Below are 22,207 nucleotides of genomic sequence, written 5' to 3'. Positions count from 1 at the left end.
CTTCGGTCTCAGCGGCGTAGCGGGCAATTGGTATGCGGGCAAGTTTCTCGGCCGGCATCTTCGCATAACAGTTCTGCTGTATCCGATTGCACTCGCGCTGGCACGGGGGAAATCGTTTGGGGCGAATTCGCTTTTGATGCGCTGGCTCTGTTCTGTATCGCCGCCAGCTCAAAGAGCTGATGACCACACGGACAAAGTGCGCCTCGTCGGCACGGGCACCGATCTGACGTTCTCGATCAAAGGCATTGGCGCCGTAAAATGCGACGGCGGCCTGAACATTCCGGATGGCGAAGTGTACTCCACACCGGTTCGTGATTCCGTGAACGGCGTGATTACGTTCTGACGGTCCGCCTTTCTGTACATGTCTGTACCGGTACAGTTTGTTGTCTTTAAGATTGTAGGCAGTTAGTGCTTTCGGTTTCGGTTATGCTGAACTCAGTTAGCCGGCCGGCTCTTAGCATTGATAATGAATCCAAGCAAAGGCGATGATTGAATATGACGCAAAGAAAAATTATTTATCTATGTGCACTAGTATACGCATTAATTATTGGTTTTTCCTTTCTGTTTACAAAAGTGGCGCTCGGCGTATCGAATCCGATCGATACGCTTGCATATCGTTTTACAATCTCATTTTTATCCATCCTGATCCCGGTTGCGGCGGGCTGGGTTCAATTGGGTCTCCGCGGGAAAAAGGTGTGGCGCCTTCTGCCGATCGGACTGTTTTATCCGACCATGTTTTTTGCCTTCCAAGCCTTCGGCCTGGTGTATGCGAGTTCGTCCGAGGGTGGAATTATTCAGGCTTCCTCGCCGATCTTCACTATGGTTCTGGCAGCGTTTTTTCTCAAAGAAAGAACGACCTGGCTGCAAAAATTATCCGTTCTGGCCTCCGTCGGCGGGGTCATTTATATCTTGATGATGAAAGGAGCATCGCTTAACGTGGCCAATACGAAAGGCATAGCGCTGCTTCTGCTGTCATCGCTTATGCTTGCCGTCTACAGCGTGCTGGCCCGGTCGCTGAGGACGGAATTTACGGCGATCCAAATGACTTTTGCCATGATGGCTTTAGGATTCATTTGCTTTAATGCAATGTCCATCATCAACCATGCCACTCAAGGTACACTGCTTGAGCTGCTCGAACCGGTTAAAGATGGAAGTTTCGTAGTCGCTATTTTGTATATCGGAATTTTGTCGTCGCTGGTCAGCGCGCTGTTATCCAATTATATACTGTCCAAAATCGAGGCTTCCCAGATGAGCGTGTTCGTCAATGTGGGAACGCTTGTTTCGATGCTGGCGGGCGTTGTCTTCTTGAATGAGCAGTTGGCCTACTATCACATCATAGGTGCAGTGTTCATTATTGGCGGCGTGCTAGGTGTCAATTACCGCGGGCGGAAGCGGCAGACGCTGAAAGGCAAAATACCCGCTTGACGCTCTTGTCACAGATCTTGTATGGCAATCGATGCCTTCTCCATATTGGATTATCCACGCCTTTCAAACTTTAAAAAAATTTTTGCGCTACTAATATATGACACAGGATGACATATTTTAAGGCTATTATGAGGAGACAGCAACAAATTAAACATTCGAAAGGAGATACAGAAAATGAAGCGTCCAGTCGTATTATACATTGCAGCAACCTTGGACGGGTATATTGCGCGAGAGAATGGTGAGATTGATTGGCTCTATGAAGCAGAAGGAGAGGGGGTCAACGGCTATAGCGAATTTTATGAGACAATTGACACGGTATTAATGGGGAACAAAACATACGAGCATACCTTTGAATTAGCTGATCAATTTCCCTATCCAGATAAGAGGTGCTATGTGTTCTCACGTTCCGAAAAAGAACCAAGTCCGCATGTAACCTTTGTCACCGGAGATGTGCCGGAGTTCATCGAGAATCTGAAAGAACAGGAAGGTTCTAAAATCTGGATCGTCGGCGGAGCCGAGATTCTCGACGTACTATTGAAAAGCAAACTCGTCGACGAGTTTATCATCACAATGGTTCCTACGATTTTAGGGAAAGGGATTCCGCTATTCAAAAAAGCCAATCCGGAAATGAAGCTTTCCTTGGCCCAGACCAAACGTTACGGACAAATGGTTCAACTCCATTATACGGTGAAATCCTAAAGCTTTGAACAGATTAAGGACGTGAGATTGGAACTGCCGATCTCACGTCCTTACTAACTACCGAAAGAGGTTAACCCGCTTGTTTTGCTTTTGCGCTTTTTCTTAGAAAGAGAGCAACTGCCACGGCAATGATCGCAATAACGAAACCGAGCATGAACGTGTCACTGTAGCCTGCAACAGATGCCGTTAATTGTTCGGCTGCATCATTAGGGCTTGATGACTGCGCCAAATGACTACGAGACCGCGCGGACATGGTCGCGATGAACAATGCTGAGCCAATCGCCCCGGCAACTTGCTGCAACGTACTGAAAATTGCGGATCCATGCGTATAATATTCTGGCGTAATTTGATTCAGCCCATAGGTTTGGAGGGGAACCAGAACGAGCGCCACACCTAGCATAAGGAGACAGTGCGTTAAGATGATTTGCAGATTCGTCGACTCTAGCGTAAATCCCGTATAGAGATACATCGCCAGACAGACGATCAATAAACCCGGTATAATAATGATTCTAGCGCCAAATCGATCGAAAAGTTTTCCCGTAACAGGAGACATCAGACCATTAACCACACTACCTGGCAGCATCATGAGTCCGGATTGAAATGCGGTCACCAGCAACACGCTTTGTAAAAACATAGGCAATAAAGTGAGTGTTGCAAACATCGCCATCATCACAATAATCAATAGTATAATCGAGAGAGAGAACAACGAAAATCGGAAGGTGCGCAATTCCAAAATCGGGTTTGAAATGCGCAGTTGCCGAATCGCGAATAAAATCAAGGCCAGGCCGCCAACGATAATGGGCCAATAAACTTGCGGATCCGACCAGCCTGCATTCCCTGTAGAGCTAAATCCATACACAACGCCACCAAAACCTAATGTCGATAAGATAATGGACAGCACATCAACTTTGGGCTTTGTGATCGTCGTGACATTTACAAGATAGACATACCCGATGATAATGGAAATGATCGTAAAGGGAATAATCGTATAGAACAGCCAACGCCAATCCATGACATCAATAATAATGCCTGAAAGTGTAGGCCCGATAGCGGGGGCAAATGTAAAGATTAAGTAGAGCACCCCCATAACCGAACCTCGTTTTTCCGGAGGGTAGATCATTAACAACGTATTCATCAGCAGCGGGATGATGATCCCCGTTCCAATGGCTTGAATCACCCTTCCGACTAATAGCAACACAAAATTGGGTGCTGTTGCAGCGAGGATCGTACCGATTAAAAAGGTAATCATGGCAAGGGAAAAGAGCTGTCTTGTCGTAAACCACTGCTGAATAAGAGCCGTTACGGGAATGAGTGTGCCGACAACGAGCAGATAAGCCGCAGTTAGCCACTGTATTGTGGTGGCGCCGACCTGGAATTCCTTCATTAGCACAGGCAAGGCATTGCCCAGCAACGTTTCGTTTAATGTCGCCACAAATGCTCCCATCATGAGGGCGATCATAATTGGCATGCGTTTCACTTTCTGTAAATCCAAGTCCATGTTTGTGCCTTCCTTTCGTACAAATATAGGTCAAGTAATGAAGTCAATTTTCATTATAATGATCATTCAAGCCGCAAAATATATGCAATACACCTACTTTGTACAGTTAGGAGACAGATTCAAATAAATGTCTGAGAATTTGAGTGAAAAGAGAGGGCAATGGGATGGATTTAAGAAAACGCCGCTCCATGCAATTGTTATGGAAAGCCCTTTTTGATCTAATGACAGCAGAAAAGATGGGGTTTTCCAAAATTACTGTCGATCAAATTTGCGAAAAAGCAATGGTTCATCGTTCCACGTTTTATAAGCATTTCGAGGACAAATTCAGATTGCTGGAGTATGGGCTGAGTCAACTGATGGATCAATATTGGGAAATTCCCTTAGAAAAAAGAATTTTAAGGCCTTTTTTTTGGTCCAATGATTTTTTTGAAGACTCCGAGTCCCATGAGTTAGTTCGTGCGCAACACGGTGACGAACTTTTCTTTGATTGCATGACGACTTACTCCATGCGGTTTTTAAAGAAAGATGCATTAAAGTTCATCGAACATTCCAATACAATCGACATCCCGCATGACTTGTTAGCAGAATTTCATGTGTCCGTGATGGTTGCTTTAAGTGCCTGGCTGCATAAAAATCCGAATCGGGTGAGCTTATCGCAGATGGATCAATATTTTCATAGACTGGTGAATGAAACGATTTTTGATTTTGAAGAAATGGATGAATGATCGCGAGCAGGCTGCTTGACAGCGGGATGCGTGCAACTTGACGCATGAAAATTAAGTTGCTATTATGGATACACAAAGTCTTTGATTAGTAGTTCTTGTCCGAATTAAAGATAATATATATCTTTTATGTATTTTATTAAATCGGGAGGGGTGAGATGGAAGACCATACATTTAATAACGATTTGCGCAGCGAGGGGCTAACGCTGGTCAACTTCTGGGCAACCTGGTGCTCGCCTTGCCGAATGTTCGCCTCCGTACTCGAAGATTTTGATGCGACTCGGCGGGACGATGTAAAGATTGTAAAAATAAACGTGGATGAAAACGCGGAAACCGCATCATTCTACGGCGTGATGTCCCTACCGACAACGATTTTGTTCAAGGATGGGAAGCCAGTCGATAAACAAATCGGTTATATGTCTCAAGAGGCATTGGTGGGGTGGGTTTCGGCTAATGTTAATAGTACAAGATAATAAGAGCGGTGTATGTTAGTGTAAAAGCCTCTCTCGCGGCGAATTTGTTTCTTGTGCAGGTCGCTTACGGAATGCCTTTTAGCGTTTTGCTGCTGTTCGGTGGGAGGCCTAGGGACCGCTACCGCGGACGTCAGATGCTGGTAACAAGCCTGGTCATATTCGGTACGGCTTACGTCATTGCTGATTTGCCCCGAATTTCGAAGTACTAGTCAGCATGCGGTCCTTGCAAGGTTTAGGAGTACATAACCCCTGCCCTCATGGCCGTGCTACACACGCTGCTTCTATATCCGATGGATTTCGGCAGGGGCAATGGCAGTCTGGGGCATGGTCCATTTCTTGGAGCGATATTAGGATTCATTTTGTCGGGGATCATAACAAATTGGATATCGTGGCGGCGGATATTCGTCGTTCCGGTTCTGGTCACGGTCGTTGCCGAATCCTGTTTCTCGATCAGGTCATTCTATCAAAAAGGATCTTGCTTGTCTTGTCAGGAGTGGCGGTACAGTAGATGGTGAATGTTGGGCAGCATCAGGCTAATCACAGAAGAAATGGGATGATGTTAAATGGATAAAGAAATTAAAATCTTGGCTATTTCGGGAAGTCTTCGTCAAAACTCTTCGAATAAAGGACTAATGAATGCCATCATCGGATTAGCCAAGGAGAACGTTAAATTTACCATCTATGGCGGGTTGGGCGACCTGCCGCATTTTAATCAAGACATCGATGCTGTCGAAGAACCTGTTCCGGTCAGAGAATTAAGGACACATATTAAGGAGGCAGATGGTGTGCTTATATGTACACCGGAATATGGGAATGGAGTACCTGGTGTGTTAAAAAACGCCTTGGATTGGCTCGTATCTTCAGGCGAGTTCATAAATAAACCTACAGCGGTAATCAGTGCCTCACCATCTCCAATGGGCGGTGATAAAGCTAATGCTTCACTTCTGCTTACACTTAAAATGATTAATGCTGAGATTGTAGAAAGAGGAACATTGATAATACCGCACATCACTTTGAAACTAAATAAAGAAGGTATTATAACGGATCCAGAACTAAAGCAGGAGTTATTATCCGTGCTCCAGACACTTGAGCAGGCTTGTCATTAAGGCGAGATGATACAAACCATGAAATGAAAATTGTCCAACTACGAAAAACGTTAGGTTAGATAAACCGCCTCTTCAGGGGGTGGTTTTCTTTTGGTCGAAAATCAACATTTAACGAAAACAGAGCCAACCAAATAAGAAGTTGCGGAAATCTCGACTTATATCGTTAGCCGAAATGGACATGGATTATGAATTTGATTCGATTAATGACTGGATATAGATTTCAATCATTTTAATATTGCCTTTCCATAACGAAACAAGCCATTCTGTGTCTGCCTTAGAGATTAAAAATGTTGCGAATCCATTTATAGAAGTAATTATTAAATCATTTACTAACTCCAAGTCATTCGCGTCTAACGTATCCCCATAAAAATCACCCACTAAAATCTCAAAGAATTCAAACGGTGTTTTTTCGCTGTCTTTACCATAGATAAGCTCGTCAAACTCCGTATCATATGAAGACTTCACTAGAAATTGAATCTGAACATTAATTAAATTTAAGTAATCCTTGTTTTTTTCTTCAACAAAGAAGAGAAAATAGTTGAGCATAATATCCGCAAAAGAATCCGTTTCCTTTGCTTCCTGATAAATTTGTTCCAGCGCTTCACTCATTAGCTCATCAGCAAAAATAAAAGCTTCTTGTTGAATCGTCTCCATGGAACCAAAGTGATGAAACACGCTTGCTTTACTAACATTTGCTTTCTTTGCTATGATGTTGGCACTTAATGCTTCTAACCCATTTTCTGCTATTAAAGTGATTGTAGCGTTTAATAAAGCTTCCTTTGTTTTGTTCCCCTTTTTTTCTCTACCATCTATCATTTCCGTTCCTCCTAAAATGGTTGTCACATTTCCTTCGCTTATTATAACACAACACAAAATGTTGACCGTTCGGTTAGTTTTTAGTAGAATATTATTGACCGATTGGTTAGTTTTTTTTGTTTTGTGTACCCGACTGTTTTTAATTATGAAGTTTAGCTTTTGATAAAAGAAAAGGATTTTTCATCACGTATCTTCAAGGCGAAGATAAATCTACTACGGAGGAATTTTACATGAAAAAAAATCTTTCTTGGGTGCTATCCGCCACACTTGCGTTAACTATGATTGAACCAACCGGAGCAATGGCTTCCAGCGTCACCCCTGCGGTGGAGGATAGTCAAGGCTTGGGGAAAACCGCTGCCGAAAAGGCTGCGTTGCTTATCAAATCCACTAAAACGAATAGCGTTCAGTATGCGCTGATTGACAATGGAAAAATCACTGTGTCTGGCCAGACCGGCAAGAATGATGAGCCGCTGACCAAGGATACATTGTACGGTATCGGATCGGTCAGCAAAGTATTTGGGGCAGCGGCCGTCATGAAATTAGTAGACCAAGGGAAAATCGATCTGGATATTCCCGTCGTTCAGTATATAACCGATTTCAAGATGAAAGACGAACGGTATAAGCGCATAACGCCGCGCATGCTGTTGAACCACTCCTCTGGTCTGCGAGGTACGGGATCTACGAGCGATTCTTTGTTCGAGGATAACGACACCTACGCCCATGATTCCTTACTTCAAACATTGTCCGACCAGACCTTGAAGGCGGACCCTGGAGCATTCTCAGTGTATTGCAACAGCGGCTTTACGCTTGCCGAGATTCTCGTTGAAAGAGTCAGCGGCATGAGCTTTACCTCATTTCTCTCTCAATATTTCACAGAACCATTGCAGATGAACCATACTAAGACACCGCAGGATGAATTGAAAGGCAGCAAGTTTGCCGGGTTCTATGTCAGGGATTACCGAGGGCGGCTTCCGAATGTTTTTGTTAATGTGATCGCCGAAGGGGGGATTAATTCCACGGCAGAAGACATGGTACGATTCTCGCAAATATTTACGGGACAGGCAAAGAGTATCCTTTCCGACAAGTCGGTACGGGCAATGGAACAAGAGGAATACAAGAAAGGCATCTGGCCGGAAGATGTGGATGACAGCAACAATTACGGTCTCGGCTGGGACAGTGTGAAGCTATACCCGTTCAATGATTACGGAATAAAGGGCTTAGCCAAGGGCGGGGACATTTCTGAGTATTCTGCTTCTCTCGTCGTGCTTCCTGAGAAAAAGATGGCCGCTGCCGTGTTATCATCCGACGGTAGCAGTAGCATGAATCAACTGCTGGCAAGCGAATTGCTGCTGCTAGCGCTCAAAGAAAAGGGCGAAATTAAGAACATCAAGCCGGATAAATCTTTCGACAAACCGGTTGAGGCCAAGATAAGCCAAGATGTATTGAAGCGAGCGGGCTATTACGTCAGCAGTGGAACGCAGTTCCGAATTGAGATCACCAAGGACGGAGAACTGTTCTTTCCAGACGATCCGGACACGAAGTATATATATACTTCGGATGGAAGCTTTATCAACGAGAACGGAACCTCCAAGATCAGCTTCGTCACCGAGAAAAACGGACGCACGTATTTGTGGAAGCGAGCCTATGAGACGTTGCCGGGATTGGGGCAGCTAGCAACGTCAGAGTATGCGGCCGAGAAGCTCGAAGACAACGTGCTGTCGAAGGAGACCGCCGAAGTTTGGGCAAAACGGGAAGGTACTAAGTTCTATCTCGTGAACCAGAAATTCAGCTCGGATATGTATTTCTTTGAGTATCCGGCAATCGAAATTAGCCTCGCCGACGGTCTGCCGGGTTATTGGGAGGATAGAAAGATCACAGGTCCGAACACAGCGACGAGTCAGATCCAAATCCCAGGAATATCAGGCCGGGATACGACGGAAGCCCAGTTCTACACGGAAGACGGCATCGAATATTTGAACGTAAACGGGCACTCACTTGTAAGCGAGGCGAACGTGAAACCGATCTATGCAGGAAATAAGTCCAAGGCTACGGTGCCAGCGAACAGGGATGCTAAATGGTATACTATCCCGGCAGCGGCAGCAGGCAAAACGATGACGGTCAAGCTGCCAACGAATGCTGCTTTCGCGGTATATGATGAGGAAGGATTTTGCGTCAACCATACCATCGTCAGCGGCAACAACAACAAAGTGACTTTGCCCAAGAACGGAACGATCGTATTTGCCGGCGCGCCGGGCTCTGAATTTATAATAACAATGAAATAATCTGTACTGTTCTCCGGACTTATTTGAGGAGGTCATCATCAAGTGAGAATCATGGAAGTTGTACTGGTGACGTTTAATGTGGTTATGTTGCTGTGGCTGGTTGTCGGGCAACAAAAATCGCGACAGTTATTGTGGGGAGGACTGGCCGTCTCGGTAGTTCTTCTCGTTGTACAGGGATGGGTTGAGGGATGGCGCTGGCCCTTAATCCCTGCTTATGCATTGTCTCTGGCTCCTTTATTGGCGCTGATGCTGGATCATCGGAGATGTGCCCGAGCCGATCAAGGTGGCGTTAAGAGGCGCGGCGTACGCAGAATTGCAGCGTTGTTATCCGCCTTTTTCTATGGGACGGTAACCGTTATTGCGCCGTTGCTGTTCCCGGTGTTTGCATTTGATGAACCGGCAGGCCCATATGGGATTGGCACGGTCGCTTATCACTGGATTGACAACACCCGCGAAGAAACGTCCACTTTGGCGACAGCCGGGGCCAAGCGGGAACTAAACGTGCGGATCTGGTATCCGGCCAGCAAGGACACTAAGGGAACCCGGGCGCCGTATGTGTCCGATTCCGAAGTGTATACCGAGGCATTTCAGCAGGAGTCTGGTCTGCCGCAGTTGTTTTTAACAAGCCTTGGACAAGCCCGTACGCATGCGGTTGAACATGCAGCGCTGTCCGACGCGGAAGCGGCGTATCCGGCAATTATTTTTTCACACGGGTTCCGTGGATTCGAGGGCCAGAACATGTTCCAGGTCGAGCAGTTGGTGAGCCATGGCTACATTGTGGCGGGAATCAATCATACTTACGACAGTATGGCTTCAATATTTCCGGATGGCCGGGTTGCGTTGTTCGATTCGGTGAAAAGTCCAGAATCGGAGATAGAGCCACTGGTAAAAATGGACAGGACGAATGAGGTTTGGGTGAACGATGTGCGGTTTGTGCTGGATCAACTTGAACAACTCGCTGCCGCCGACCCGGATCAGCGATTTACGGGACGAATGGACATGAAGCGGCTTGGCATGTTCGGACACTCGTTCGGCGGGGCGACTACGGTTCAGATGCTGCTAAGTGATCCGCGGGTTCGGGCTGGCATCAATATGGATGGATCCTTATACGGTGAACGCCGCATTCCGGCGGCAGGCATAAACAAGCCGTTCTTGATGATCAGTGCGGACGAGGAGGACGAGTTGGCGGGATCCAGCGCCGCAAGTGACGATCAGAAACCCAACTTGGACATGACCCGCGTCAAAGTTGAACCATACAATCAAGAGTTGCAAGAACAAGAGTTGCATGCTCGGCTTGCGCCAGTAAAGGCTGGTGGGAATTACTGGCTGAAGCTGCCCAACACGTCTCATATGAGCTTCTCCGATTTCTTTTTGATCACTCCAATTATAGAGTGGATGCAGGGGGTGAACGCACGCGATACACATCGGCTCGTCAACGAGTTTACACTTGATTTCTTCAATCATTATCTGAAAAGACAGCCTTTGCAGATATTGAACAATGCTCTTGGCACGTAATTTCATCGAATCAGGGGAGGTTATACACATATGAATAGCAAGGAATTGAAAAAAGTAGCGGCTACGGCGGCTTCACCAAAAGAATTAAATGATTTCGTAGCTTACGGAAGCGTGGGGGCGGCTATTGAAACGGTAGACGGCAATGTCTATACAGGCATTAGCATAGACACCGCTTGTTCCATGGGATTTTGCGCGGAACATGCGGCAGTGGCGGAAATGTTGAAACAGGGCGAATATCGAATAAAGGCCTTTGTCGCCGCCGATCCGCAAGGGAATGCCGTTCCGCCGTGCGGCCGATGCCGTGAGCTCATTAGTCAGCTGTCAAAAGAAAATTTAGAAGCGGTTGTCGAGGTGGAAAACGACACGTTTGTTTTATTGAAAGATATTTTGCCCTATGACTGGAAAACCAATCGAGGGAGAGAATGGTGAACAATTAATGTGCTTCGGTATGCGTATCATTCTTGCCCGCCTAGCCGGATAGAGCTATATTTCCATTGTCAATCAACGCATACCTGACGCTGGTCGTCCCATAGGATTGGAGAAAATCACAGCCTCCCCGGCCGGGATTTTCTCCAATCCTTCTTGGCATGCCGCAACCGCAGGGGCAGCGCCGGCATCATGGCGCCAACGGGTGCAAACACTGACAGAGCGAGCGTAGCGGACAGCACCCAGGACAATCTTTTCTTCATTACAGGACGGAGGACTAGAGCTTTGGGCGGGATTGTAGAGGAGAGGATGACCTTGCAACATCGGTGTTATCCTTCTGCTTGGCTCAACCTGGATCAGCGAAGGACAGGAGAGTAGCGGGAAACAGTAACAAAATGATAGTCAATATCCGTCACAGTGATTTCCGGGCGGCGGATTAAAAAATACGCCGCCCGTTCCAGCCTTATTCGGATTACATACTGTAAAAAGGCGAACGATCTGGAAGAGGCGCTCACCTTCGCCATACAAAACAGAACAAAGCAGGTACGCACTCTAAAGTGCGTACCTGCTTTAAGGAGAATAAGATGACTAATAATATAAACAGATAGATTGTGGTCGATTTTTATGAAAAAGTTCAACTTGACATGATAATAGATTCAGGGATATCATAGACATGATATATCTATGAATGAAAAGAATATATTTTGCTGCAATAAATTTCTTTCGGATCAATAATGGACATAACGTAAAAAGTATCCATTTTCCGACTTTACTGAGGTGAATCTGCAGGCTATTCAACACCACCGATCATGATTATTTTTGGTAATCTTTTGAACACAGGAGGTCGGTGAGTATGGGTAGTCAGAAATGAAATAGGAAATCAAGTTATTAAATCTAAACTGGATGGATTATTAATGGAAAATTATAAATTGGTAAGTGACTATCGTAACAATAAAGATTTGAGAGAGAGTTTCAATGAATTAGCTATAAAATCATTCGAAATAGATTTTCGGGGATGGTATAACAAAGGGTACTGGAATGATAAATACATTCCATATTCGTTTGTTGATGAAGGTAAAGTTATCGCTAATGCTTCAATTTATAAAATATCAGTAGTTATTAATGGTAAGACCTATAACGGCATTCAAATAGGAACAGTTATGACAGATAATCATTATCGTAGTAAAGGTCTAGCTAAGCAATTACTGTGGAATATTATGCAATTATATAAGGACTCCTGCGATTTCATATACCTATTTGCGAATGCATCTGTTTTGGACTTTTATCCGAAATATGGATTTATCCGTCTTGATGAAAGTGAATATAGTTTAATTCTAAAAAAAAGCTCCATTAAGAGAAAAATGGATACAAGACTAAAAAAACTTATCATTGAAGAAGATCTTGCTCTACTTGAGAATTTCGCGAAAAACCGTTATATAAATTCAATGACATTAGATGTTAAGCATAATGAAGCGTTGTTGATGTTCTATTTCACAGTAGTTTTTTCTGAAACTATTTTTTATATAGAAGATCTAGAAACAATTGTACTAATGAAACATGAGGAAGAAATTTTGCATGTATTTGATGTTATTTCATTAAATCAACAAAATATCGAGGCAGTTTTAGAAAATATTATTCTGGAATCAACGAAGAAAGTAGTTCTCCATTTCACTCCTGCTTCTTTAATCGAAGGAATGGAAGTTATCACTATGCCAGATGATGACGATGCATTATTCGTCTTATCAGATACGCCATTACTGAATGGTAATTTTAAATTTCCAATAACTTCACATTGTTAATGTAAGCTAAACTCCTCGTTCTTTTTTTCTCAAACAGTTGTTTAAGTGATAGAATTGTTTGGAATCATTCGTTCAGTTGATCATTGACGCCGATCACAAAAGTAGGTGCGAAGGGGGTGATAACGCTGCCGAATTTGCAGGTCGGTACGTTTGTGCTGAATATCGAGTTGTTGATTTATTTGATTGCGGGCATCGTCGGCGTTCTGACTGTTCGTTTCCGGGAGCGGGGCCGCCCTCAGAAGGAGCGGCGCGTATCGGAGGCTTGGAATGCGGTCTTCATATGGTTGATTGTCTGGAAGGCAAGCTTGTTTCTGTTCGACCCCAAAGGCGTCATCAGGCATCCACTTTCCTTAGTCTTCTTTAGCGGAGGGCTGAGAGGCGTTTGGCTCGGGTCCTTAGCTGCACTAACTTATTTATTTGTGCGAAATTATCGCCGGACTGGTAGCCGAGAGGCGATAACGGTTGCAATGACCTGGGGGGCGGGAATGGCGACGGCTGCTTTCTTCGGACTCGTCCTGCTTGACGATACAGTCGGCGCTGTCCATTACGCGGGACTCGTGGTGGCGGCCACACTACTGGTTTTCCTACTTAGCCCGTCGCCCAAAATCGCACTCCGGTCGCTCGGAATCGCAGTTATCGCTGTGATGGTCGTATTTACGATACTCGACTCGACGGGCAGCAAAAGCATTCGCGTCGGTCAGTTCGCCCCCGATTTCGAATTGACGGACTTAAAAGGTAACCCCGTTCGACTATCCGATTTCCGTGGCAAAACCGTCGTTATGAATTTCTGGGCTACGTGGTGCCGTGTCTGCCAAGCTGAGATGCCCCACATGGAAAAGCTTTATCGCGACCAATCGGACGAGGACGTCGTTGTTCTATCCGTCAACGCGACGAGCCAGGAGAGAAGTACCGATATCGTGGGGAGGTTCGTGGATAACGAAGGACTAAGTTTTCCTATCGTTTTGGACAAGAGCGGCGACATCTTGAAAGAGTATGGTGTAACTGCGTACCCGACCACGTTTATCGTAGATCCTTCTGGCAATATACGAGTGCGGCACTTAGGCGCGATCAGTTACGAGAGCATGAAGAAAGCCGCCAAAATGGCGGATTATGACAATCCTTAACCGTAAGCGTTCAGAGCCTGGCGAACATGCCGGGTTTCTTTTTCATTCTCGAGAAAGACAGTATTCACTTTCCGCATATCATCGTTTGGCTACATATTCGCATAAGGGAAAAAGATAAGCATAAAGGGGGATCCACTTGCGGAGCAATAGCAGGAGTTCCTTGGATCCGAAGAGTTTGTTGGTGTATAATAAGCAATAACTTTGATCAAACAGTAATTTTGTGAGGCGAAGAAAATTTATATACTGTGGTGATGAAATTGGCGATTTTAGAAAAACGTAAGCGAAAGATTGTAGTAAACAACCAAGAATTTTATTGGTATATCGGTAAAGACCCATATGATAAAATTTTTGCAAAAGCGTTACATATTATTTCGCCAACCAAAGATTTTCTTGCAATATACCGACTTGATTTTGTTACAGAAGGAAGTATATTTCCAAAGTTAGAAGTGATTAAAAGTAGTTATATTGAGCCTGGTTTATATAATTTAAATGAAAATGTTCATGAGCAAGAAGTGACACCTAAATGTGTTAGTGAAATAATATCATTTTGTCTTTCAAGTAACTTTTATCGGTAAATGTAATGAGGAGGGACTACGTGCTTTCATGTCGGGTGACAAGAACATATATGCTAAAAAGTCGCGTAGTTGCGACTTTTTTTGTTTTAATGATATATGTTCTTGTCAAAAACCAATGACAAGAACATATATCATTTTACGCGGTTTTCATTAGATTGAATTTCGTGCACTTTCTCTTGATTCAAACTAAACTTATGGTTCGCTGTGATTAGAACTGCATTCCATTCCAACGGCCGCATAATGATATAATAAAAAAACCAATACTGGGTAATGTACTGTTGTATTTCCGAAAGGTCGTGAGGCGAGATGAAGGCTAACGAAAATGTCACTCCAACTAATTCCAATTACCATGAATTAGATGCCAAGGCAAGTATTATCTATAATTTTGTTATGAATTACTACGATTATATAAAAACAACTCGTGATTATGGCACGGGGGAAATCATTAATATGGTTGAGGTGCATACACTAACAGTTATAGAAGAGAATCCGGGAATCACGGTTACCGAGGTAGCGTTGGAGTGGAATCGCACAAAAGGTGCTGTATCACAGATTGTTACCAAACTCGAAAAGCGAGGGTTGATTGTTCGAAAAAAAGATTCTGGAAATGCTAAGTACGTACATTTGTATGCTACTGATAAAGGAATCCTTCTAAGTAAAGCACATAAAGACTACGATATTCATAAACTCACTTGGGCGTATAAAACATTAAGTCAGACTTTTTCTGCTGAAGAAATTAATGTTTTTTACGAAATTATGCAAAAGTATACGGAATTGTTGGATTACCCGAATAAGAACTAAACCAATCCCGTAAGATGGCATTTGACATTTTAATGTTTAGGTCCTAAACTGTTTATTGTTTAGGTGTTAAACATTGCTGTTTTTATAGGAAATGGAGACATAGACATCATGATATCTTTACGAAATGTTAAAGCTGCAGATCTGGAACAACTGTTAATCATTGAGAACGATGGCTTTTCGAAGGAAGAGGCTGCTACCAAGGAAGCATTTGTAGAGAGAATTATGTTAATCACGGATACGTTTATTGTGGCAGAGGAGGCCGGCGAAATCCTTGGTTACATTAATGGCCCGATAATTGCTCAGCCATATATAACGGATGATCTTTTTAAGGAGATCAACAAGAATCCGAAGCGTGGAGGATATCAGAGTATTTTAGGACTGGCAGTGTCCAAACAGGCTAGAAGTCAAGGAATTGCTAAGATTTTAATTGAGAAAATGGAAGAGCTTGCAGTAAAGAATGAAAGAGAAGGAATCACACTTACATGTAAACATGAATTAATTTCTTTTTACGAAAGATTCGGGTTTGTTAACCATGGCTTATCGGAATCACAACATGGTGGAGTAAGCTGGTATAATTTGCTTAAACCAAGAGAGAGTCTGAACTGCCGTTAAACTAACGAATACGCTACTAAGCGTGCATTAAAACAAAAAAAAATCAATTGTATGCAATCTTTTATACCGCCCAAAGTAGCGATGGAAGTTGTCGGATGACAAGAACATATATGCTTAAAAGTCGCGTAGCAGCGGCTTTTTTTATTTTAACGATATAAGTTCTTGTCACAAGACAGTGACAAGAACTTATATCGTTTACCGTATAGGACAAGAACATATATTGTTTCCCGTAATTGAAGTTAATTCTCAATTACTATGCTAAATTTGTAGAAGGGCAGGATATCTAATACTTAGACGTGACTCGTCATTTGATAAGTTATTGAGGCAGGGGAGCATGTGTTCTGCGGCAGCGAAATGGGCACAGGCTATAGAGGTGGCACAAAGTAGAATAGAAGAGGGGATGGATATGGAGTGGAAAATCCATAGCGCCCGCCTCTTTGATATTCGCGTTACTACCGCTAAGTATGATTCAAATAACAAGAGCTTCAACAGCGGTGGGAGCCCCATTTCCGAAATTGACAAGAACTTAACTCATTCCCGATGAACGTATTCTTATACGCTAAAACGGATAATTTAAGATTATTCACGGTGAACCCTACCATAAGTGACGGCGAAAATTTTAGTGTGGCCCCCATTATGGCGTGGACACTGTAAACGGTATACACATGTAGTGATGTTAAGATTAATCTAAACTTGCGCCTTTGTTTGCTGATTCTGATAATCAGTAGACAGGGCGTTTTTTGTTAGCTAGATTGGGTGCTTAAAATAAGCAACATAAAAATTATGATAATGTCATTATTCTTATGTCGCTTATTTGAATTATGTGGTGTATGATGATATCAAGAAAAGAAACCCATTTTAAAGACCTGAAGGGAGATAGGAAAATGCAAATAATGAAGTTGGCGAGTGTATATAAGGACTGGAATGCTAAAAATGATAGTGCTTCACAGATTGACAAATTGGTAGCCCGAACACTTTTAGCTACAGACGATGTATCATCCACGCTTTTTATCACAGAGGCATCTTTTGAAGATGTTAGTCGCGTTTACAATACATTAGAAGATCTCCGACTATCGAGGAATACCGAAGATGACGACAGAGAAGAATTTAACCATAAAAATGAGGAGGAGGATCAGCTTTTGTTTAAAGACATAGATGATTCTGGTACAAAGAAGCGTACGAACAGAAATAAGGCAGTAGATTACGTAATGAACAACATTGAAAAGAACAACAAAGGAGCAAGAATTGTTAAAAAACGTTACAGCACTATGGAAGTAGAACTGGCAGATAAACGAATTGTAAAAGTAAAGGTAGGTTTATCTAGAGACTATCATGATGCAAGCTACAATCCGCAAAAACAATGCTGTTCGTGGCATAAGGAAGATGACCAGCATATTACTCAATTTGATTATCATATATACTTAGTTGAAAACGGGGATTCCTATAAAGGGCTGATTTTTAATACTAATGAACTACAGCAACACTTGAGCAAAAAGTCATATAATGGTCATTTCGCAAACTACTATTTCCACTGGAATCCAAATGGAAGCGTGACGGACGAACGTGACATAACGACACCTATAGATGTTACCAACTATGATGTCGACAAAATCCAGTGGCAACTTAAATAAAGGTAACATTTATAGTTCAAATTCAAGGCGATGTTTTATAGAAGGGGCTAAGTTAAAAAATGTTTCTCGGTCTCCTCGTTGAAGGCGAACTCGACGCTGCTGACGCGCTTCTTGTTGTCCGGGCGCATGACCTATCCGCACCAACTGATGCATGTGATCTGCTGGAGCAGATGATTGGGGCGATTAGATTAATCGGGGGAACACTGCCATAAGTGACGGCGAACTTTAGAGTACATTAAAGGATTCCATTTAGTGTAAATAGAAATATAGTTAGATAAGTAAAAGTTTATCTAAGGATGTGTTGAGAATGGTAGAACATTCAAGAATAGATCTAAATATACGAGCTGAAAATGTGCAAGAAGTATACTCTTATTGCAATGTTTAGTTTTATCGAGAATAGGTTGGATGTTAGGGGCCAGTATTTTGATTTAGCTACAATGGCTTCAGCAAAGCAACTTCTTGATGAAGGTAAAATAGAGCAAAAAGATCCTAAATTTGAAAGAACCTTGTGTACTCAATTTGCTAATTATAAATTTCCAATCTCGACGTAGCAGCTTTAAGGCAGAGCCTTCAACACAACATTTTTAAATAAATTCTGAATGTCAAATGACATTCGTCAAGGTTGCCATAATTCAGGAGAAAAAAGCTTAGAAAAATGAAAGATTCTTCAAATACGATGATTTATAATGAAGAATTAGGGGTGATAGATTACAATGAACCAAGACAGTAAAATAGAAGTAAGAAAGAGTATTTTATATAATTCGTTGAATGAACTTTTACGTAAAAAAATGCCAGCAATTTGCAGAGATATAGAAAAAGCTATTTCTGACAGAAATTACACTGATGTGATGAATAATATTGTATGTTTACTTGAAGCACATATTTGGGGACAAGACACTCAATGGAGAGTTGAAGCGGAGGTCGAATGTTATCCTTGTCATGAAAGTGGAAGACCTTTTGCAATTGGTGGATTTGTCTTTCTTGAGGAAGTTGCGGGGCAAAAAATTATACATTTTAAGACACAAATGTATAATAGCTTTGATGAATCAACAATTAAGAAGAAAGATACAATAAAAATTAATTATGATAAAGTCAATGATTATGAATTTATACAACCATTTATTCAAGAGACGGAAGAATTTTTAGACCAATTTTATAATGTTTTTATGACAGGTTCAGATATTTTTGTTCGAGAATGGCGACTAGCAAAATCAGAACAGGAAAATTTGTAACAGAAAAAGACTCCATGAATAGCACTGCTAATAAGCATCTGAGTTATAGCTAGAGTTTAAAAACTGTAGAAAAATTTATATTTTCAAAGTAAATCAATCCCTTCTTCTAAGTTGTTTCTTCATGGAAAGAGGGATATTTTATTTCCAACAAATTTTTCTTGTCAAAAACGAAATTTCCAGTAAAATAACTCGTACAGAATTGCTAAAGCGAAATTCTGCATGTGTTCTGGTTTAGATTTTTGGAGATTAAAAGGAGTAGAACGTCTTGGCATACCTAGTATTATGGTTACTGACGGCCCACACGGACTGCATACATATGTACAAAATACGGATTTTGTGAAGTAGATGTATGGAATTTAGCGTATTCGGAACTTAAAGTAACTATTCACGTGTAAATCATAGTTGTTTGTTGTTTGTATTGTTCTCACCCCACATTTTTCTGGATATATCATAGTATTCTTCAAGAATACCCAGACTATCTCTTAAAAGAATTAATTATCTCTACAATTTCACATTGTTTTGTTTCAATAGCTCTTTCCAATGGGCTACCACTATATGACCGCATTTTGCCCTTAAATTTAACCTGTGTAGTAAAGTCGACACCAACTCCAAGTAACAACTCTACTATTTCTTTGTATCCTAACCCACAAATCCAAAACAACAATTCTGACTTCGGGGTTGTTTGACTCTTATAATCCGCTCCATTCTCGAGCAAATATGCGGCTATTTTCAAATTATTTCTCCAGCAAGCCCATTTAAACGCTGTAGAAAAATATTTCTGATCGATTCCATTTTCGATAAGCGTTTTTGTCGCTTCCAGATTTCCTCCACACAGATTTGTTGTGAAGTCAAGTAACGAGCTTTTGAGGCTATCAAGTCGATTAATATCAATTCCTTGGGATAATAGTAATTCAATCATTTTTTTACTTCCACGTTCACATGCAAAATGTATCGGTTGCAGATTGTTCGGACCTTTCGAATGGACATCTGCCCCTGCTTCAATTAGATATCGAGTTATTTCAAAGTAATTGTGACTAATAGCAATTGATAAGGGCGATTGTCTTCCGACATCCTTAATTTCTTTATCTGCCCCTGCTTCGATTAAAAGCTTCACTATATCCAGATTCCCTACTCTACACGCTATTTGCAATGGTGTTCCATTTATCGGATTCGAATAATCAGTTAGCTTTTTATTTAGACTATTCGCTTTCGCGTTAATTACATACTCCCGCACCATATCCACATTTTGGTTATAACAAGCATGATGCAATGTTTCATTATTTTTGGTTTCTGTCATCTGTAGTTACTCACCCTTCATCACCCAAGCCAGATTCGATCGCTATCAGCTTACCCACTAACCGCTCCGTTGCAGCCGCCGTAAAGCTCAACACGCCTCCCTTGTTTACGATATCTCCCTGCTTGATCCGTTCATCCAGCCAACTGGAAACAAAATCTGGCGCGTATCCTCCGGTGCTGAAGCCTTGCGCAAAGGCGATCATCTTTTCGTACTCCGCCAAATACTGCGCTCGCGTCACTCCCGGGTTTGCCCCGGCGTACAACCAGAACTGGATATCATACATCAGCATGGACAACTCGTCCGCATGAAAAGCAAAATAGCCTTTGTCCTCTACGATCTGGGTGCAAATATTGCGAATGACCGCTTCAATCCGATCTATTCCGTCGGCTTTCTCGCATAAAGATTGCAATAAAGATGAGAATTGCGCATACTCCACCTTGTCCAAATCATCGAGCTTGTCCTGCTCCGAGGTGTCGAATGCTTCCTCATTGACCAGTCCTGCGATAAAAGTCGCAAAGTTAGGCGCAAGGAAGGTAACCCAATAACCAGCCTCTTGATCCACATGTACAACTGCAGGCTCGCCGTCCCGGCCGCATGCGCGATAATCCAGCATAATGACATCATGCCCTGCCGACGGGCAATCGCACAGGACAACCCCAATGTCCGGATAGCCCCATTCTTCCTGCATAAAATTGCTGCCCAAACTGCCGCCCAGACTATAAGCTTTCTCGCGCCCGATCCCCATAATGCCCGTAATGGCTACATGATCCTCCGCCCAGGAGGTCGAGACGGCAGTCGGAAAACAAGTATTGACTGGTACGCCGCCATTCTGCTGCTGCATCAGCCAAATATAATCTGCCGGAAGCTTGTACCCAAGCTCCTCTTCTATAGAAGCAATCATCTCGGCAGTAGGCGGCGCCTCTACATAACTCTTGTCCGCATAATCGCTCATCTCCCAGAACTGACTGAAGTCGCGCTCGCGAAAAGGCACACGAGTAATCTCCCTGATCGCCACAGCTTGTCTCACCATAATATCGTGGCAAGCCTCTATGTACTTATCCACATCTGCATCGTCAGGCTCCAGACGATCGAACTGCTCGAATGCGGACAGCGCCTTTTCCCATTGATGCATGTAGAAATAAGAATAGCCGATGCGCCAGTTCCACGTTGCATCCTGTCTTCCTTGCTGTTCTACCGACAGCAGCTGTTGCAACGCTTCCGTGTAGCGCCCCAAGTTGTTAAGCGCTCGGCCATAATGACCCACCAATTCGTAGTCCCGCTCCGATTCAGGTAGTTGCTTGATCGCTTCAACAATTTTGTCATGCTGATCATCGTCATACCAGCTTTGCAGCTTGTCCAACAGTTCTTTTGACATTTCGCCACTTCCTTATTTCAACTTTTCAAGCTTGAAGCGCTTACCCGCCACGGTCACGCCACGTACAAGCGCAGCGTTCAGTGCGCGTAGAACATTCGTAGTCAGACAGGTTTGAAGATCGGTGTAGTCAGCGAACCGTGCATCAAGCGGATCGTGGAAGGCACCACGTCGGTCATTGCTGATGCGTATAAAATGTTTTTCTCCCAATCCATACGACGCCTGTTTCAAATCAGGTACGGGGATACCCAGTGACCACTCCTTCTCATTGTCCGACGGATACGTAGTGACGCGTTTCGCATAGGTATGCTGTTCCCGCAAATCTGTAGAGTTCGACATGCTAAATGACCTGATCTCTCCTGATGCAACTCCATCTTCAAGCTTCTTTCCTTCCCACTATCCCACCTATCGAGTTTTACGTTTACGCGGATCATCGAATGTGCCGATAAAAACCATATCGTTGTACCGATAGTCAGGATCGGTTTCGGTGAAGGTCGCATTCCCATAATAGCAGATGACGTTGCCCTCATGAAGACCAATTTCGTGGCATCTTGCCACGATCGCTCGTTCGGTTTCCAGACTGTTGCAGCCGACCTCTGTGCAAAGCTCTTCGATCGGAACGATTCTCCGTTCCGCTGTCATGTAGCTGAAAGCTTATACTGCTATCTGGGAACGTCTCCCTTACCACCTTAATCAATCTTCTTGGTTTTCCTGAAGAAATCTCAGAAAGGACTAGATTTTTTCCAGAGTATGACGAGCGGATACAATCGATCGCATTCACCCTCTTTCCAGGATGGATCAG

Annotated in this window: 21 protein-coding genes and 2 pseudogenes; 17 read left to right on the top strand and 6 right to left on the bottom strand. The window is 43.2% G+C overall.

Features of this window, described 5'->3' with window-relative positions; all coding sequences use genetic code 11:
• Nucleotides 1–187: 187 nt before the first annotated feature.
• The 3 genes and pseudogenes from AC2TF6_RS14275 to AC2TF6_RS14265 form a co-directional block, all read left to right on the top strand.
• Nucleotides 188–340 (top strand): annotated as a pseudogene (locus tag AC2TF6_RS14275) (aminopeptidase); the annotation flags it as partial.
• A 155-nt stretch (nucleotides 341–495) separates the two neighbouring features.
• Nucleotides 496–1,425 carry a DMT family transporter gene (locus AC2TF6_RS14270; RefSeq protein ID WP_491307294.1) on the top strand — a complete coding sequence of 310 codons (930 nt, stop codon included), beginning with the start codon at nucleotides 496–498 and terminating at the stop codon, nucleotides 1,423–1,425.
• 174 nt (nucleotides 1,426–1,599) lie between these two features.
• A complete protein-coding gene (locus AC2TF6_RS14265; protein ID WP_491307293.1) occupies nucleotides 1,600–2,124 on the top strand; it encodes a dihydrofolate reductase family protein in 525 nt (174 codons plus the stop codon).
• A gap of 70 nt (nucleotides 2,125–2,194) precedes the next feature.
• Here AC2TF6_RS14265 and AC2TF6_RS14260 read toward each other — a convergent pair whose 3' ends face one another.
• Nucleotides 2,195–3,622, bottom strand: coding sequence for an MDR family MFS transporter (locus AC2TF6_RS14260; protein ID WP_491311579.1), 1,428 nt, complete (start codon nucleotides 3,620–3,622; stop codon nucleotides 2,195–2,197).
• A gap of 164 nt (nucleotides 3,623–3,786) precedes the next feature.
• Here AC2TF6_RS14260 and AC2TF6_RS14255 point away from each other — a divergent pair, with 164 nt between their 5' ends.
• The 3 genes from AC2TF6_RS14255 (at nucleotide 3,787) to AC2TF6_RS14245 (ending at nucleotide 5,923) form a co-directional block, all read left to right on the top strand.
• Entirely contained in the window at nucleotides 3,787–4,347 is a 561-nt protein-coding gene (locus AC2TF6_RS14255) for a TetR/AcrR family transcriptional regulator (protein WP_491311578.1), read from the top strand.
• A gap of 155 nt (nucleotides 4,348–4,502) precedes the next feature.
• Nucleotides 4,503–4,817, top strand: a complete 315-nt coding sequence (trxA, locus tag AC2TF6_RS14250; protein ID WP_491311577.1) for a thioredoxin — start codon at nucleotides 4,503–4,505, stop codon at nucleotides 4,815–4,817.
• 563 nt (nucleotides 4,818–5,380) lie between these two features.
• Complete coding sequence (locus tag AC2TF6_RS14245; protein ID WP_491311576.1) at nucleotides 5,381–5,923, top strand: NADPH-dependent FMN reductase; 543 nt, start codon at nucleotides 5,381–5,383, stop codon at nucleotides 5,921–5,923.
• A gap of 183 nt (nucleotides 5,924–6,106) precedes the next feature.
• Here AC2TF6_RS14245 and AC2TF6_RS14240 read toward each other — a convergent pair whose 3' ends face one another.
• Nucleotides 6,107–6,739 (bottom strand): TetR/AcrR family transcriptional regulator, encoded by a 633-nt coding sequence (locus AC2TF6_RS14240; protein WP_491311575.1) that lies wholly within the window; start codon nucleotides 6,737–6,739, stop codon nucleotides 6,107–6,109.
• Between the two features lie 230 nt (nucleotides 6,740–6,969).
• Between AC2TF6_RS14240 and AC2TF6_RS14235 the strand changes: the two genes are divergently transcribed.
• From AC2TF6_RS14235 to AC2TF6_RS14185, 11 genes and pseudogenes are all read left to right on the top strand, one after another.
• Nucleotides 6,970–9,021 (top strand): serine hydrolase domain-containing protein, encoded by a 2,052-nt coding sequence (locus AC2TF6_RS14235; protein WP_491311574.1) that lies wholly within the window; start codon nucleotides 6,970–6,972, stop codon nucleotides 9,019–9,021.
• Between the two features lie 51 nt (nucleotides 9,022–9,072).
• Entirely contained in the window at nucleotides 9,073–10,536 is a 1,464-nt protein-coding gene (locus tag AC2TF6_RS14230) for an alpha/beta hydrolase family protein (protein WP_491311658.1), read from the top strand.
• 30 nt (nucleotides 10,537–10,566) lie between these two features.
• Nucleotides 10,567–10,965 carry a cytidine deaminase family protein gene (locus tag AC2TF6_RS14225; RefSeq protein WP_491311573.1) on the top strand — a complete coding sequence of 133 codons (399 nt, stop codon included), beginning with the start codon at nucleotides 10,567–10,569 and terminating at the stop codon, nucleotides 10,963–10,965.
• Nucleotides 10,966–11,876: 911 nt separating this feature from the next.
• Complete coding sequence (locus tag AC2TF6_RS14220; RefSeq protein WP_491311572.1) at nucleotides 11,877–12,761, top strand: GNAT family N-acetyltransferase; 885 nt, start codon at nucleotides 11,877–11,879, stop codon at nucleotides 12,759–12,761.
• Between the two features lie 116 nt (nucleotides 12,762–12,877).
• Entirely contained in the window at nucleotides 12,878–13,885 is a 1,008-nt protein-coding gene (locus AC2TF6_RS14215) for a redoxin domain-containing protein (protein WP_491311571.1), read from the top strand.
• Nucleotides 13,886–14,142: 257 nt separating this feature from the next.
• Complete coding sequence (locus AC2TF6_RS14210; protein WP_491311570.1) at nucleotides 14,143–14,460, top strand: hypothetical protein; 318 nt, start codon at nucleotides 14,143–14,145, stop codon at nucleotides 14,458–14,460.
• Nucleotides 14,461–14,766: 306 nt separating this feature from the next.
• A complete protein-coding gene (locus AC2TF6_RS14205) occupies nucleotides 14,767–15,261 on the top strand; it encodes a MarR family winged helix-turn-helix transcriptional regulator (protein WP_491311569.1) in 495 nt (164 codons plus the stop codon).
• Between the two features lie 108 nt (nucleotides 15,262–15,369).
• The gene (locus AC2TF6_RS14200; protein WP_491311568.1) at nucleotides 15,370–15,873 is read left to right on the top strand and encodes a GNAT family N-acetyltransferase; all 504 of its coding nucleotides are present in this window, start codon (nucleotides 15,370–15,372) and stop codon (nucleotides 15,871–15,873) included.
• A gap of 884 nt (nucleotides 15,874–16,757) precedes the next feature.
• Nucleotides 16,758–17,504, top strand: coding sequence for a hypothetical protein (locus AC2TF6_RS14195; protein WP_491311567.1), 747 nt, complete (start codon nucleotides 16,758–16,760; stop codon nucleotides 17,502–17,504).
• A gap of 713 nt (nucleotides 17,505–18,217) precedes the next feature.
• A complete protein-coding gene (locus AC2TF6_RS14190) occupies nucleotides 18,218–18,736 on the top strand; it encodes a hypothetical protein (RefSeq protein ID WP_491311566.1) in 519 nt (172 codons plus the stop codon).
• A gap of 121 nt (nucleotides 18,737–18,857) precedes the next feature.
• Nucleotides 18,858–19,069: pseudogene (locus tag AC2TF6_RS14185) on the top strand (hypothetical protein); the annotation flags it as partial.
• A gap of 142 nt (nucleotides 19,070–19,211) precedes the next feature.
• Here the strand turns inward: AC2TF6_RS14185 and AC2TF6_RS14180 are convergent.
• From AC2TF6_RS14180 to AC2TF6_RS14165, 4 genes are all read right to left on the bottom strand, one after another.
• The gene (locus AC2TF6_RS14180) at nucleotides 19,212–20,033 is read right to left on the bottom strand and encodes an ankyrin repeat domain-containing protein (RefSeq protein ID WP_491311565.1); all 822 of its coding nucleotides are present in this window, start codon (nucleotides 20,031–20,033) and stop codon (nucleotides 19,212–19,214) included.
• Nucleotides 20,034–20,043: 10 nt separating this feature from the next.
• Nucleotides 20,044–21,408: an SMI1/KNR4 family protein gene (locus AC2TF6_RS14175; RefSeq protein ID WP_491311564.1), complete on the bottom strand. Its 1,365-nt coding sequence runs from the start codon at nucleotides 21,406–21,408 to the stop codon at nucleotides 20,044–20,046.
• 12 nt (nucleotides 21,409–21,420) lie between these two features.
• On the bottom strand, nucleotides 21,421–21,744 hold the full coding sequence (gene imm9 / locus AC2TF6_RS14170; protein WP_491311563.1) for an Imm9 family immunity protein: 324 nt from the start codon (nucleotides 21,742–21,744) through the stop codon (nucleotides 21,421–21,423).
• Nucleotides 21,745–21,810: 66 nt separating this feature from the next.
• Complete coding sequence (locus tag AC2TF6_RS14165; protein ID WP_491311562.1) at nucleotides 21,811–22,047, bottom strand: hypothetical protein; 237 nt, start codon at nucleotides 22,045–22,047, stop codon at nucleotides 21,811–21,813.
• Between the last annotated feature and the right edge of the window lie 160 nt (nucleotides 22,048–22,207).

The sequence above is a fragment of the Paenibacillus sp. JNUCC 35 genome (assembly GCF_058269095.1).
Note: the sequence above shows the minus strand (reverse complement) of the source record. Positions and strands in the feature narration are given on the sequence as shown.

Excerpts from the sequence above, each read along its gene's own strand:
- AC2TF6_RS14270 (WP_491307294.1), top strand. The coding sequence starts at position 496 with ATGACGCAAAGAAAAATTATTTATCTATGTGCACTAGTATACGCATTA.
- AC2TF6_RS14265 (WP_491307293.1), top strand. The coding sequence starts at position 1,600 with ATGAAGCGTCCAGTCGTATTATACATTGCAGCAACCTTGGACGGGTAT.
- AC2TF6_RS14260 (WP_491311579.1), bottom strand. The coding sequence starts at position 3,622 with ATGGACTTGGATTTACAGAAAGTGAAACGCATGCCAATTATGATCGCC.
- AC2TF6_RS14255 (WP_491311578.1), top strand. The coding sequence starts at position 3,787 with ATGGATTTAAGAAAACGCCGCTCCATGCAATTGTTATGGAAAGCCCTT.
- trxA (WP_491311577.1), top strand. The coding sequence starts at position 4,503 with ATGGAAGACCATACATTTAATAACGATTTGCGCAGCGAGGGGCTAACG.
- AC2TF6_RS14245 (WP_491311576.1), top strand. The coding sequence starts at position 5,381 with ATGGATAAAGAAATTAAAATCTTGGCTATTTCGGGAAGTCTTCGTCAA.
- AC2TF6_RS14240 (WP_491311575.1), bottom strand. The coding sequence starts at position 6,739 with ATGATAGATGGTAGAGAAAAAAAGGGGAACAAAACAAAGGAAGCTTTA.
- AC2TF6_RS14235 (WP_491311574.1), top strand. The coding sequence starts at position 6,970 with ATGAAAAAAAATCTTTCTTGGGTGCTATCCGCCACACTTGCGTTAACT.
- AC2TF6_RS14230 (WP_491311658.1), top strand. The coding sequence starts at position 9,073 with ATGGAAGTTGTACTGGTGACGTTTAATGTGGTTATGTTGCTGTGGCTG.
- AC2TF6_RS14225 (WP_491311573.1), top strand. The coding sequence starts at position 10,567 with ATGAATAGCAAGGAATTGAAAAAAGTAGCGGCTACGGCGGCTTCACCA.
- AC2TF6_RS14220 (WP_491311572.1), top strand. The coding sequence starts at position 11,877 with ATGGAAAATTATAAATTGGTAAGTGACTATCGTAACAATAAAGATTTG.
- AC2TF6_RS14205 (WP_491311569.1), top strand. The coding sequence starts at position 14,767 with ATGAAGGCTAACGAAAATGTCACTCCAACTAATTCCAATTACCATGAA.
- AC2TF6_RS14200 (WP_491311568.1), top strand. The coding sequence starts at position 15,370 with ATGATATCTTTACGAAATGTTAAAGCTGCAGATCTGGAACAACTGTTA.
- AC2TF6_RS14195 (WP_491311567.1), top strand. The coding sequence starts at position 16,758 with ATGCAAATAATGAAGTTGGCGAGTGTATATAAGGACTGGAATGCTAAA.
- AC2TF6_RS14190 (WP_491311566.1), top strand. The coding sequence starts at position 18,218 with ATGAACCAAGACAGTAAAATAGAAGTAAGAAAGAGTATTTTATATAAT.
- AC2TF6_RS14180 (WP_491311565.1), bottom strand. The coding sequence starts at position 20,033 with ATGACAGAAACCAAAAATAATGAAACATTGCATCATGCTTGTTATAAC.
- AC2TF6_RS14175 (WP_491311564.1), bottom strand. The coding sequence starts at position 21,408 with ATGTCAAAAGAACTGTTGGACAAGCTGCAAAGCTGGTATGACGATGAT.
- imm9 (WP_491311563.1), bottom strand. The coding sequence starts at position 21,744 with ATGTCGAACTCTACAGATTTGCGGGAACAGCATACCTATGCGAAACGC.
- AC2TF6_RS14165 (WP_491311562.1), bottom strand. The coding sequence starts at position 22,047 with ATGACAGCGGAACGGAGAATCGTTCCGATCGAAGAGCTTTGCACAGAG.